8 protein-coding genes and 1 tRNA gene are annotated in these 13,539 nt (G+C 49.1%); 8 read left to right on the top strand and 1 reads right to left on the bottom strand.

Annotated features, from left to right (window positions below; translation table 11 throughout):
- Positions 1–18: 18 nt before the first annotated feature.
- The 3 genes from E0E47_RS13940 (at position 19) to E0E47_RS13925 (ending at position 5,912) form a co-directional block, all read left to right on the top strand.
- On the top strand, positions 19–2,958 hold the full coding sequence (locus E0E47_RS13940; protein WP_232038457.1) for a hypothetical protein: 2,940 nt from the start codon (positions 19–21) through the stop codon (positions 2,956–2,958).
- 345 nt (positions 2,959–3,303) lie between these two features.
- Entirely contained in the window at positions 3,304–3,957 is a 654-nt protein-coding gene (locus tag E0E47_RS13930; protein ID WP_130894015.1) for a hypothetical protein, read from the top strand.
- A 17-nt stretch (positions 3,958–3,974) separates the two neighbouring features.
- Entirely contained in the window at positions 3,975–5,912 is a 1,938-nt protein-coding gene (locus E0E47_RS13925) for a transglutaminase domain-containing protein (protein ID WP_130894014.1), read from the top strand.
- Positions 5,913–6,357: 445 nt separating this feature from the next.
- Here the strand turns inward: E0E47_RS13925 and E0E47_RS13910 are convergent.
- Positions 6,358–6,432, bottom strand: a tRNA-Pro gene (locus E0E47_RS13910).
- An 88-nt stretch (positions 6,433–6,520) separates the two neighbouring features.
- Between E0E47_RS13910 and E0E47_RS13905 the strand changes: the two genes are divergently transcribed.
- The 5 genes from E0E47_RS13905 to porX are packed head-to-tail and all read left to right on the top strand — an operon-like array spanning position 6,521 to position 13,532.
- The gene (locus tag E0E47_RS13905) at positions 6,521–7,768 is read left to right on the top strand and encodes a 3-phosphoshikimate 1-carboxyvinyltransferase (protein ID WP_130894013.1); all 1,248 of its coding nucleotides are present in this window, start codon (positions 6,521–6,523) and stop codon (positions 7,766–7,768) included.
- Positions 7,765–8,196, top strand: a complete 432-nt coding sequence (locus E0E47_RS13900) for a phospholipase (RefSeq protein ID WP_130894012.1) — start codon at positions 7,765–7,767, stop codon at positions 8,194–8,196. Before E0E47_RS13905 ends, E0E47_RS13900 begins: the two co-directional genes overlap by 4 nt.
- A complete protein-coding gene (locus E0E47_RS13895) occupies positions 8,193–9,008 on the top strand; it encodes a metal ABC transporter permease (protein ID WP_130894011.1) in 816 nt (271 codons plus the stop codon). The genes E0E47_RS13900 and E0E47_RS13895 overlap by 4 nt, the downstream gene beginning before the upstream one ends.
- 40 nt (positions 9,009–9,048) lie before the next feature.
- On the top strand, positions 9,049–11,958 hold the full coding sequence (porW, locus tag E0E47_RS13890) for a type IX secretion system periplasmic lipoprotein PorW/SprE (protein ID WP_232038456.1): 2,910 nt from the start codon (positions 9,049–9,051) through the stop codon (positions 11,956–11,958).
- Between the two features lie 20 nt (positions 11,959–11,978).
- Positions 11,979–13,532, top strand: a complete 1,554-nt coding sequence (gene porX / locus E0E47_RS13885) for a T9SS response regulator signal transducer PorX (RefSeq protein WP_172604778.1) — start codon at positions 11,979–11,981, stop codon at positions 13,530–13,532.
- The last annotated feature ends 7 nt before the right edge of the window (positions 13,533–13,539 follow it).

The raw sequence follows: 13,539 nt of genomic DNA, 5'->3' as shown, positions 1-13,539 counted from the left end.
ATACTAAAAAACAAAGGTATGAAAAAGGGCATTTTTATCTTACTCGCCATAAGCTTGACCGTAAGCTTCTACGCATCGGCAAGCCCAGAAACCGATTCCCTTTACCGTAAGGTACAGGGTTTCGGCATCGGGTTGCCACAGGAAAAGGTATATCTCCACCTCGACAATACCTGCTACTTCGTGAGCGATACGATTTGGTACAAAGGATATGTCACACGCAGCGACAAAGGAACACTGACCGACTTGAGCAAAATCCTCTACGTGGAACTGCTCACACCGGATGGATTCCTCGTCGAAAGGCAGCAACTCGAAATGCCGAATGGAACAGCCAACGGAGCTTTCACGCTGACGGATTCACTCTATGCCGGATATTACGAACTACGGGCATACACACGGTGGATGCTCAACTTCGGACAATACGAACATCCGCATGCCCAATGGAGCGAGGACGCTTTCTATAACAAGGAAATGGCCAAGGATTTCTTCCGGGACTATGAAAAACTCTATTCAAGGGTGTTTCCCGTCTACGACAAGCCGAAAGAACCGGGGCTTTACACCAAAGACATGACCCTACGTCCTTTAAGGAGGTATTTCAAGGCACGGAAAGGGAAACCGGAACTCGAACTGAAATTCTATCCAGAAGGAGGTAACCTCATCGCCGGGACGGACTGCAACGTTGCCCTGGAACTCAATACGGAAGAGGGGGAACATCTGGAAAACGTAGAAATTGACATACTCGACCCACAAGGAAGGAAGATAACCAGAACCCGAACCGGAAACAGGGGAAGGTGTACATTCATCCTGCACGATGTTGCGTCCGAAGAAGGGTACAAGGCCGTTTTCCAATACAAAGGATATGACTATGAAGTGAAACTCCCTGAAGTGGAGGAAGAAGGCATCGCCTTGCAGGTTAGACAGGACACCCTGCTAAGAATAGAACTGCAAAGAAGTGAAGGGCGGACGAACTTCCCGGAAGGACTGGCCCTGCAGGTCATGGCACAAGGAGTACCCCAAACCTTACAGCACATCGACTTCGGAGACAAACGAAAGACAAACGTAACCATCCCGTTGAACGAACTGCGCACGGGGGTGAACCAAATCACAGTATTCGACGGGAAAGGGCAAATCTATGCCGACAGGCTGTGTTTCGTCAACCGCCACGACTACGATTCTGCAAGGATCGACATCCATGGAATAGAACCACAATACGAGCCGTTCGCACCCGTCACACTAAACCTGAAACTACAAGACATACAAGACACGGCCACATCCGTATCCCTTGCAGTCAGGGACAGGGCCACGGAAGAACAAACCTATGACAACGGAACCATGCTCACGGAAATGATGCTCGCCAGCGAAATCAAAGGGTTCGTCGAAAATCCCGGATATTATTTCGAAGCTGACGACAGCATGCACCGCAGGGACTTGGACCTGCTGTTGATGGTGCAGGGATGGAGAAGATACGAATGGAAAGAGATGGCGGGAATTGAAGCCTTTTCATTACGGTTCCTGCCCGAAAAGTCACAGACTATAGAAGGACAGGTGAATCATACCTATTCATTATATAAAGACAATGATTTCGGAGAAAAAGCATGGATAACCTCATTAATGAGAAAAGATGCACATGACAACCAAAAAGAAGAAGTTAAACCCATTGATTTCTATACCACAGAAATATGCGCCTCTAAATTCAAAGGTAAAACACTACAGGACTTGTACGCTCCATCCATCTCAAAAATGAAGAAGGAAGTACATGTCATAGCTTCTTTCCTCCAAGGAGAAAGCACGCTTGAACTAATGCAGAAAACCCAACAAAGTACATTCTACATGGTTACCCCAAAATTTTATGAAGATTGCGTATTAAACCTCATGGCTTCTGATGCCAAAGACCCAGTAAGGGATGCCATAAAAAAACAGAGAAAGGGATTCATGGATGAAACAGAATATCCCGAATTTTACGTAAAGCTCAACCATTTCTATCCCAATTTCCCTAAACCGTGCACATTTTACCAAGACAAAGAATATGAAACGAACTATCCTGACAGTCTATACACCGTTTCTGGCGTATTCAACGGGCGTAAACTTCCCACTGTAACCATTCGCAACAAACGAAATGGATTACGACGATTCAACAACAGCAAACCCACCATCATCATAGATGCTTATAAAGCTTTCAACCTCATAACCGACCATGGATTGAACGGAGGAAAACATGATTGGAGAACTTTCTCACAACAAATCGCTTTTAGTTTTGCGAATGACATGGGACAAGACAGACGGTACTCTATCAAAGAATGGTTTGACGGAATCCCATTAAAAATGAATCCAAATGAAAATACCAGGAATGACCAAGACTTCAACAGCCAAGAAGACTACGCCATTGCCAGTTCCAATAAATCGGGAATTCTCCTTTCTGATAAATATGAAGAACCGGAGCATGACGAAAAAAGTCCAACCCCAATAGGATCCAATTTCAGTATTTCCAAACAAAAGCTCAAGAAATACCGCCTGCTCCGTTACCTTGACAAAATCTATATCTACACCGATTATGCCCCTCGCGAACAAGGCAGTTGGAAGTATGCACAAGACAACCAGCCCGAAGTCATCATAGACTACCGCCTCTTCCCCAACGACGGATACCAAAGGACTTACCGGGACCGGCATTACGTCCTGCGAGGCTATGCCGTCTGCGAGGATTTCTACAGCCCCGATTACAGCCGGAAACCTCTGCCTGACACCAAAGACTACCGGCGTACACTACTCTGGATTCCGGAAGTCAAGTTCGACGAAAAAGGGGAAGCTACCGTACGGCTCTTCAACAACAGCAAACAGACCGTCATTTCTGTGGAAGCGGAAGGGATTACTGGAAAAGGAATACCTGTCGTATGGAAGTCTGACGTTTGTACAATGAGTAAAAGGAACAAAGATTACCTTTATAAAACTATAACGATTAAATAAAGACCATATGAAAAAAGATTTCAACCGTATTATATACTACTTTATGGGGATAATCATCCTTACCGCATATTCTTTAGAGGGAGCCAACCTACACTCGGATTTCACTACCACATTAGTATCCTATATCATACTTATCTCCGTGTTATCCCAATTTTATGAATGGAGGCAGGGCAAGAAGAAGTACAAAAAGGAAGAGACTCCTAATAGCATAAGTATATTGAACGTTCCGAACGCGTTACAGGTGTACTATTTTTGATATTATTCATATATAATGCGTTTTTCACTCAACGATACGAATAGAATATCTAAATAACAAACGGAACACTCCTTTAATTTTTTAAACACATGACCACTCAAATCAAACTTATCCTCCGCGCCCTGCTGCCATTACTGTTCATTGGAGCCAACAGAATGAGCCAACATATAGCCCGTCCCCATTTCGTCCCGGACGGCGCCGCAATGAGGGCTGAAGCATTGTTCCCCGCATTTTTGCTCTTCTTCTTCCCTGTCATCCTGCTCATACACGGATGTATCTGCTATATAAACCAACGTCATAAGTTTAACCTGAAACGTCTGGCTTACGCTTTGGCCATCCTGTTCATTCTAATGTCCATTCCAACCTTTTTCCTTTCGGACAACCCATTATCTGCTAAAATATGGGAAGCATCGGAAAACCTTTTTGGCGCGGTAATACTTTGGCTGTACCTTTATGGGATGAACACCACGAGACAGGTTAACGTCCCGGAATGGAATAGCAAATCCGGCGTGGCATGGTTCTGCATCAGCTTATGCCTCATCGTAGGAATTCTCATTCCGTCTTGCCTGTTTCATTATGGAGTCATAGGAAGCATGCCATTCAGACTGTACAGCCCGCTCATCCTGTCATACGGATGGTTCGGGCTTATATGGCTTTTGCAAAACAAATGGATAAAAGCCGGGCTTTTAATTCTGGCCGTTTTCTCTTTCGTCTACATGTTCAACATGTCCACTATTCCATAACATTAAAATCAACTGCAATGAAAAACCTTCTTCTTTGCTGCCTTGCTGCAACCTTAGCCGTCTCCTCCTGCCAGAAAACGGGCATCAGGCAGACGCTGGAAAAAGCCGGTGAAAATCGCCGGGAATTAGAAACCGTATTGGAGCATTACAAAGACGAACCGCTCAAAGAGAAAGCCGCACGCTTCCTTCTGGAAAACATGGACGGGCATTTCGCCCACACCGGTGAAGCCGTCGACGTGTACGACAATTACATGGACAGTGTGTTCCGCCATTGCAACGGAGACCGTGTGTTCTGGATTATGAAATACGATACTATCTTGCAACGAACAGGTCTGGATTTGGAATTAAGCCAGGACGAACGCCTGTACGATGCCCAATCCGTCACGGCTGACTTCCTGACCGAACATATCGACAGTGCATTCACCGTATGGCAACAGAACTGGAACAAACAATACAGTTTCGAAATGTTCTGCCGCTATGTGCTGCCTTACCGTATCGGGAATGAAAAGACAAGTCTTTGGAGGAAGACATTCACCGTGCCTTCATGGGTGCGCGAAGCATACGACCCCAACCAAGACAACTCCACCTATGCCTATGGCATGGCCAACGACATTCTGGGAGGCATGCGTTCCGTCATTTATTATCCTCCGCAATTCCTTCCCGACCTCCCCCTCACGGCACTCGAACATGTCAAGTCGGCTTCCTGCAAGGAATATGCACACCTGTGCGTGGCCGTACTAAGGGCGCACGGACTGCCTGCCACCATCGACTTCACACCACAGTGGGGCAACCGGAGCTTGGGGCATGAATGGTGCGTGTTCTTTCCCGACAACCATTCTTTCATCCCTTTCAATCCGGGGGAACGGCTCGGCGACCACTTCATGAAACGGAAGGAAGACCGGCTGACCAAAGTGTTCCGCCAAACCTACGAGAAACAGCAGGAATCGCTCTATATGCAGAACAAGGGAAAAGAGGAGATTCCCGACATCTTCGACACACCTTACATTATGGATGTGACAAGGGAATACACGGCCACTTCCGATGTGGAGGCGGAGTTGTACGACGACGCTGAAAGCGGCAGGTTCGTCTACCTGTCCGTCTTCGACAACCAAGACTGGAGCATCGTGCATTGGGGCACGCGCCACGGACGGAAAGCCACCTTCCGGGACATGGCACGAAACGTAGTGTACATGCCCGTACATTATTCCGAAGAAAACGGCACGGTTCCGGCCGGAGACGCTTTCCTTTTGGACTCGCAAGGAAATATCCACAAAATGACAGCAGACACCACGCAACGCACGACGGTGGAAGTGAAACGCAAATTCCGAGACGTACGTTCCAACCAATTCCTTCAGGGTGTAATCGGCGGGAAGTTCCAAGTGGCCAACCAGGAAGACTTCAGCGATTCGCTGACCATACATGTCATCCCGCACCTGAAGGACAACAAATTCCATGTCGTCCATCCCCGTTACACCGGCAAATACAGATATTTCCGTTACCTGTCACCGGACTGGTCGAGGGGCAACATGGCCGAACTTTATACGTTCAATGCCGCCGGCGACACGCTGAAGCATAAACGGCTGATAGGCAACTTCCACGTACGTCCCTGGTGTGGGCCGGAAAACCTGTTCGATGGCAATGTCCTTTCCTTCTACGACTCCCACGACGTGTACGGCGTATGGTACGGATGGGAACTGGAACAGCCGGAAAACGTGGCACGTATCGTATTCCTGCCGCGTAACGATGACAACTTCATCCGCGAAGGCGAAGAATACGAATTGTTCTATTGGAACCACGGGACATGGATGTCATTAGGGCGCAAGACGGGGAATTTCGAGGCGGTATTGAAATACGACAACGTCCCGGCCCAGGCCTTGTTCCGCCTGCACAACCGTACCAAAGGCTCGGAAGAAAGAATCTTCACTTACGAAGACGGAAAGCAAATCTGGTGGTAACCCTTGGGTATCTACACAGGGATTTTACAAAAAGACCCTTCATCTTTCAGGCTTCATGGTAATCCGTTCATAATATTGATATTACAGGCTGAAGGATGTTTCAGGCATCCTTCAGCCAAGCTTCATCTTGTTCGGCGCAGAACGAAAAATCGTTTGCCTGAGATTGAAAAATCATTCGGCTGAGAACGAAAAACGAATCTCAGCCGAATGATTTTTCATTTGCCTCATGATGAAAATCCGCTTTCTGCAATGAAAGGAAACTGAAAGATGGCCGCCCTATTCTTCATCCCATAACAAACTATACAACAAGAAGTTGACATATCTCCTGAAAGATGAAGGATCTTTTCTGAAAAACCTTGGGAGGGAAAACACGCGGGACGTGGAAACTATAAACACATAAAAAAAGCATCCATAATCCTTGAATTACCGATGCCTTTATGTTTTGTCGGGATGACTGGATTCGAACCAGCGACCACTCGCCCCCCAGACGAGTACTCTAACCGGACTGAGCTACATCCCGTTTGCGGGTGCAAAAGTAGAAATTGTTTTTGAATTCTCCAAATAAATTTCTACTTTTGTGTCGGTATAACCCACATTTTAAGCAAAACATGCAAATCAGACTTACCGCGCCGCCACACCTGCGGCATAAAACCATACTGCCGGCTAGCAAAAGCATCAGCAACCGGGCCCTCATCATCCATGCACTGGCCGGAGGAAAAGACTTGCCGGAAAATGTGTCGGACTGCGACGACACATTCGTCATGGTAAGGGCATTGACGCAAACCGACGACCCCATCAACATCATGGCGGCCGGTACGGCCATGCGTTTCCTTTCGGCTTACTGGTCTGTGAACGAGGGGACACATACCCTGACCGGTACAGCCCGGATGAAACAACGCCCCATCGGCATCTTGGTAAATGCCCTGCGGACACTGGGCGCACAAATAGAATATGTGGAAACGGAAGGTTATCCCCCCCTGCGTATTTCCGGCGGACTGCATGAGGGAGGCCGACTCAGCCTGCCGGGAGACGTGAGTTCCCAATACATTTCTGCTTTGCTGATGATCGGTCCGGTCCTAAGAAAGGGCTTGGAACTGGAACTGGCCGGACAGGTCATTTCACGCCCCTACATCGACCTGACCCTGAAATTGATGAAAGACTTCGGTGCACAAGCGGAATGGACAGACGAACGACACATTAAGGTGGAACCGCAACCTTACCGCCCGACACCCTATTATATAGAAAACGACTGGAGCGCGGCATCTTACTGGTATGAAATGATGGCACTGACACCCGACAAAGACGCAGAAATCATACTGACCGGCCTGTTCGCAGACAGTGCCCAAGGAGATTCTGCCGTACACGGCCTGTTCGAACCTATAGGCGTGCACACGGAATTCTTCTGTGACGACGACGGGATGCCATGTGTCAAACTGACCAAACAACCCATCGCCACGGAACGCCTGGAGTATGATTTCGTCAACCAACCGGACTTGGCACAGACATTCGTAGTCACGTGTGCCATGTTGGGGCTCCCGTTCCGTTTCATGGGTCTTCAAAGCCTGAAAATCAAGGAAACCGACCGCATCTCCGCGCTTATCCGCGAACTGGAAAAACTGGGGTATCCCTTGCATGAAGCCTGCGGATCAGAATTATTTTGGGACGGGCAACGCACTGAAGTCCGGCCACATCCGGCCATCGACACCTACGAAGACCATCGCATGGCCATGGCGTTCGCACCTTGCTGTTTCGCCGTTCCCGAAATATATATTAATCATCCGCAAGTGGTCAGCAAATCTTATCCCCATTATTGGGACCACTTGAAAGAAGCGGGATTTGAAATTACGGCCTTATGATTATCATTTGCATTCTTATAGCCCTTGCCGCTGCGGCCGTCATTGCTTTCGTGGCCGGCAGTTTGCGCAACCGCTCGCTGAAAAAGAAACTGGCACAAGGCGAAATCAGCGAAATGCCGACCGTGGTACAACCGCCACAGGAATGTTGCGGACAGCACGAAGTATGCGAAAAAGAAAGCCTGCTAGCTGCCGTAAGCAAACAAATAGAGTATTACAACGATGAAGAACTCGACCGTTTCCGGGGAAAGGACGCTTCCGCGTATAGCGAGAAGGAAATAGACGAGTTCAGGGATGTCCTCTACACGATGCGCGACGACGAAGTGGCCGGATGGGTGCGCAGCCTACAACTGCGCGGCGTTCCTCTGCCCGACGCATTGAAAGACGAAGTATTCCTTATTATCGGGGAAAGGAGATTCGACCACGCATGAGCATCCTGTCTTACACATTCTTCCAGAATGCCCTGTTGGGCAGTCTGTTGGCCAGTATCCTTTGCGGACTGATAGGCACTTATATCGTTGCACGGCGGTTGGTTTTCATCAGCGGCGGCATCACCCATGCCTCGTTCGGCGGTATCGGCATCGGAGTTTACCTCGGATTTTCCCCCATACTCTCTGCAGCCGTGTTTTCTGTCTTGTCAGCCTGCGGCATACAATGGTTCAGCCACCGCCGCGACATGCGCGAAGATTCGGCCATCGCCATTTTCTGGACTTTAGGCATGAGCATCGGCATCATTTGCAGTTTTTTGGCACCGGGCTTCACTCCGGAGCTGTCCTCCTATCTGTTCGGCAATATATTGACTGTCACCCCCTCGGACCTTTATTTGTTAGGCACATTGGCACTCATCGCCACGGCTGCTTTCACATGCTTCCTCCGTCCGCTCGTTTCCATTGCTTTCGACACTGAATTCGCCCGTTCGCAACGTCTTCCTGTCACCATGGTGGAATATCTGATGATGGCCTTCATCGCACTGACCATTGTGGCCTGCCTGCGCATGGTGGGCATCGTGTTGGTCATCTCCTTGCTGACCATCCCTCAAGTGACGGCCAATATTTTCACGCACAGCTTCAAACGCATGGCACTACTCTCCATCGTGACAGGCTACAGCGGCTGTCTGGGCGGCCTTTACTTGTCGTACCATTACAATATACCATCGGGTGCCTCCATCATTTTCGTCTCTATACTCATCTATTTGGTGTGCAAAGGAATTTCATGGTCGATTCCTCGGTGGAAAAGGCAATAAAAAACATGTTTTTCAGTTATCTAACTATGTAAAGAGCGCATTGGAAAAAAGGTTTCTACATATCATTGCTTCCGGATTCGTCTTCCTATCCCTTCTGACGGCGTGTTCCACGAAAAAGAATACGTCGGGTACCCGTTTTTACCATGCCATGACGGCACGGTTCAATACGTACTTTAACGGGGCAGAGGCTTTCAAAGAAGGAGTCCTGGAACAACAGAAAGGACATAAGGACAATTACACCGATTTATTGCCCATGTATGCCGTGCGAAATAAATCGACGGCAGCCATGGGAAAGTCCAACTTCGAGACCACCATCGAAAAATGCGAGAAAGCCATCAAGCTGCACTCTATAAAGGCCCGGCCGAAATCGAACGTCAACAAGCGGAAAACAGCCAAGGAAAAAGCCTACATGGCCCGCAAGGAGTTCAACCCATTCTTGCGGCATGCCTGGCTGCTCATGGGGAAAGCGCAATTCCAACAGGGCAATTTCATCGAAGCGGCCTCCACGTTCAATTATATCAGCGGACTGTATGCCGGACAGCCTGAAATCGTGTCCGTGGCCCGGGCCTATCTGGCCCGTTGCTACGTAGAACTGGAATGGCCTTACGATGCAGAGGATGTCTTTCATAAGATTCAGCGCGACAGTACCGGCAGTGAAGGGAAACGGGAATTCAACGCCTCATACGCCGATTACCTCATCTTCGTGAAACAATACAAAGAGGCTATTCCTTATTTACAAAAAACCGTCAAGAAAGAAAAAAGCAAACAGCAACGCGCACGCCTGAACTTCCTGTTGGGACAGTTGTACCACGAAACGGGAAACAAAGCAGAAGCCTACAAGGCCTTGCGGCGTGTCATACGTGCCAATCCTCCATACGAATTGTCTTTCAACGCCCGTATCCTGCAAACCGAAGCCATGGCTAGCGGAAACCACAATAAAATGGTGAAAAGACTGCGGCGCATGGCCAAGAACAAGAAAAACAAGGACTACCAGGACCAGATTTATTATGCCATCGGCAATATCTATCTGGCCAACCAGGATACCGCACGGTGTATCGGGGCATACGAAACCGGAGCCAAAGAAAGCACACAGAACGGCATTGCCAAAGCCATGGTATTGTTGCGTCTGGGTGAGATTTACTGGGACAAAGAGGACTATATCAACGCACAACGCTGTTACGCCGAACTGGTCGGCATATTGGACAAAGAAAACGAAGCTTACAAAGAGGCGGAACGCCGCTCAGGCATCCTGACCGAACTGGAGCCCCATTTGTCGGCCATCAAACTGCAAGACAGCCTGCAATGGTTGGCCAAGTTGCCCGAAAACGAACGTAACGAGGCCATCGACAAAGTCATCGAAGCCTTGAAAAAGCAAGAAAAAGAAGAGGCACGCAAGGCCATGCAGGCCGAAATGGCTGCCAATATGCCCAAAACTCCGACAGCCACCCCCACCCCGCCTACGGGAAACCGCAGGGCGCAGGCGGGAGCTTCCGGACAAACCGGCACGTGGTATTTCTATAACCCGTCGGTCGTAGCCCAAGGCAAACGTCAGTTCCAACGCACATGGGGCAAACGCCCGTTGGAAGACAACTGGCGGAGAAGCCATAAGAACGAGGACCGCACGGAAGATTTCGGAGAATATGACTACAGCGAAGAGAGCGACAGCCTGATGGCGGCACAAGCCGACAGCATCGCCTTGGCCGACAGCATTGCCGAAGCCCAGGAGCGTATGGCCGACTCATTGGCCAGCGACCCACACAACCGGGAATATTACCTGCAACAAATCCCGTTCACGGAAGAGCAGTTGCAAGCCTCCAACGACATCCTGCGTGATGCGCTTTATCAAGCCGGCATCCTGGAAATGGAGAGACTGGAAAATTTCGGCTTGGCACGGCGTACCCTGTTGCGTCTTATCGAAACGTTCCCGGACGTAGCCGACAAAGACAACGTGTACTACCATCTATTCCTTATCAACGGCCGACTGAATGACATGGCCGAAGCCGAACAGTATAAACAGCGGCTCATCGAGGAGTTCCCGGACAGCCGGTATGCCATCATGTTGGCCAACCCCAAATACGAGCTTTACGCCAGGCAGGGCAAGCACATAGAGGATTCCCTGTATGCCGCCACATACGAAGCCTACGGCAAGAACGAATATGAGGAAGTGTTCCGCAATTATTCCATTTCGACTTCGGATTTCCCGGAGGGGGCACACCGCGCTAAATTCATGTTCATACAAGCCATGAGCCAATTGTACGGCGGAGAACGGGACAGCTTCTTGGTCACGTTGAAACAAGTCATTGAGAAATATCCGAAAGACGAAGTAACGGAAATTGCACAAAGTATCGTGAAAGGCATTCAGGAAGGCCGGTCGCTGACCGACGGGAAATACGCGGCAAGCGACATCTGGAGCCGACGTTCGCTGACGGCCCTGCAAGACTCCACTGCCGAAGCGCAGCAATTAAGCGACGAGCGTCTCAGCAACTTCGTGTTCCTGTTGGCCTATCCAGAAAACAGCCTGGACGAAGACCAACTGCTATATGAGATGGCCCTGTATAATTTCACCAGTTTTATGGTACGCAATTTCGACATCGACATCGTGAAATCCGACGGGCTGGCACAAATGCGCGTCAGCGGTTTCCTCAACTATGACGAGGCGCACGCTTACGCCCAAAAGCTATATGCCGATCCGCACATGAGTGTCGTGCTTAAAAACATACGTTCCGTCATCATCTCCGAAAGCAACCTGAAACTGTTGGGCACGGTCTTCAGTTTCGAAGATTACAAGAAGTTCTACGATGAGAAGTTCGCACCGCTGCAAGTGCCGGAGGACCTGAGACTGGACGAACCTACTTCCATCGAAATCCGTACGCCGGACGACGAACCGCCTGCCGGAGACGAAGAATACGAAGAAGAGGAGGAAGACACGGACAGCGGTATTATTTTCTAACATACGAAACCATTACAATGATGAACAACGGTTTATTACTTTGGGTAGACGATGAAATAGAATTGCTGAAAGCGCATATTCTTTTTCTCGAAAAGAAAGGATACGAGGTAGAAACCGTATCCAACGGGCAAGATGCACTGGACAAGTGCAGCGAAACGGCCTACGACCTGATTCTGCTAGACGAGAACATGCCCGGCTTGAGCGGGTTGGAGACCTTGTCGCGCATCAAGGAAATCACACCGGTCACGCCGGTGGTCATGGTGACGAAGAGCGAAGAGGAGAATATCATGGACCAAGCCATCGGTTCCAAAATTGCCGACTACCTCATCAAGCCCGTCAACCCCACGCAAATCCTCCTGACCCTGAAAAAGAACATCCATAAGAAGGAAATCGTCACAGAGGTGGCTCAAAACGCCTACCAACAGAACTTCGGAAAGATTGGCATGCAAATCAATGATTCTTTGACATTCGACGACTGGAAAGAGGTGTACAAGCGATTGGTATACTGGGAACTGGAGCTATCTGAAACCGACAGCAACATGGACGAAATGCTAAGCATGCAGAAAACGGAAGCCAATCTGGCTTTTGCCAAATTCATAAGCAAACACTACGAAGAGTGGATTACCCACCCCGAAAACCGTCCGCTGATGAGCCCGGATATCTTCAAAACCCAAATATTCCCCCTGCTGAACCAAGGGGAAAAGGTATTCCTCATCGTCCTGGACAACTTCCGGTATGACCAATGGCGCACGCTCAGTACGGAACTGGCTGACGCTTTCCTCATCGACGAAGACATTTATTGTAGCATTCTGCCCACTGCCACACAATATGCGCGCAACGCCATCTTCTCCGGCCTGATGCCGGACAAGATTGCCCAAATGTATCCGGATCTTTGGGTGGACGAAGACGAAGAAGAGGGTAAGAACCTGAACGAAGGACCGCTCATCCAGACGCAGTTGGAACGTTACCGCCGTAAGAACACATTCAGTTACCATAAAATCAATGACTCCACTGCGGCCGATAAACTTATCGGCCAGTTCAAACAGTTGGAAAAATATGACCTGAACGTCGTCGTATTCAATTTCATCGACATGCTTTCGCATGCCCGTACAGAATCCAAAACCGTACGGGAACTGGCCTCTAACGAAGCGGCCTACCGCAGCATCACCCAAAGTTGGTTCCGCCACTCCGCCGTAAAAGACCTGTTCAAAGCTTTGGCCGCAAGCAACTATAAAATCATCGTCACGACCGACCACGGCAGTATACGGGTTAAATCCCCGGTTAAGGTTGTCGGTGACAAGAACACCAACACTAACTTACGTTATAAACTAGGCAAGAACCTGAAATACAACCCTAAGGAAGTTTTTGAAATCAAAGAACCGCGCAAGGTGTTGCTCCCCTCTCCCAACCTGAGTACGGCCTATATCTTCACGTCGGGCGACAGTTTCTTTGCCTACCCGAACAATTACAACTACTACGTGTCCTACTACCGGGATACATTCCAACATGGTGGCATCTCCATGGAGGAGATGCTCATTCCCCTCATCACTTTGCAAAGTAAGAAAAGAATTTAAAAACATA

This window comes from Paraprevotella xylaniphila YIT 11841, assembly GCF_900683745.1.
GTDB lineage: Bacteria > Bacteroidota > Bacteroidia > Bacteroidales > Bacteroidaceae > Paraprevotella > Paraprevotella xylaniphila.
The sequence above is the reverse complement of the archived record's forward strand: the minus strand, read 5'-3'. Positions and strand labels throughout refer to the sequence as shown.

What these genes read in the sequence shown, in the direction of transcription:
- E0E47_RS13900 (WP_130894012.1), top strand. Translation starts at nt 7,765, where the DNA reads ATGATTATCATTTGCATTCTTATAGCCCTTGCCGCTGCGGCCGTCATT.
- E0E47_RS13940 (WP_232038457.1), top strand. Translation starts at nt 19, where the DNA reads ATGAAAAAGGGCATTTTTATCTTACTCGCCATAAGCTTGACCGTAAGC.
- E0E47_RS13905 (WP_130894013.1), top strand. Translation starts at nt 6,521, where the DNA reads ATGCAAATCAGACTTACCGCGCCGCCACACCTGCGGCATAAAACCATA.
- E0E47_RS13895 (WP_130894011.1), top strand. Translation starts at nt 8,193, where the DNA reads ATGAGCATCCTGTCTTACACATTCTTCCAGAATGCCCTGTTGGGCAGT.
- porX (WP_172604778.1), top strand. Translation starts at nt 11,979, where the DNA reads ATGAACAACGGTTTATTACTTTGGGTAGACGATGAAATAGAATTGCTG.
- E0E47_RS13930 (WP_130894015.1), top strand. Translation starts at nt 3,304, where the DNA reads ATGACCACTCAAATCAAACTTATCCTCCGCGCCCTGCTGCCATTACTG.
- E0E47_RS13925 (WP_130894014.1), top strand. Translation starts at nt 3,975, where the DNA reads ATGAAAAACCTTCTTCTTTGCTGCCTTGCTGCAACCTTAGCCGTCTCC.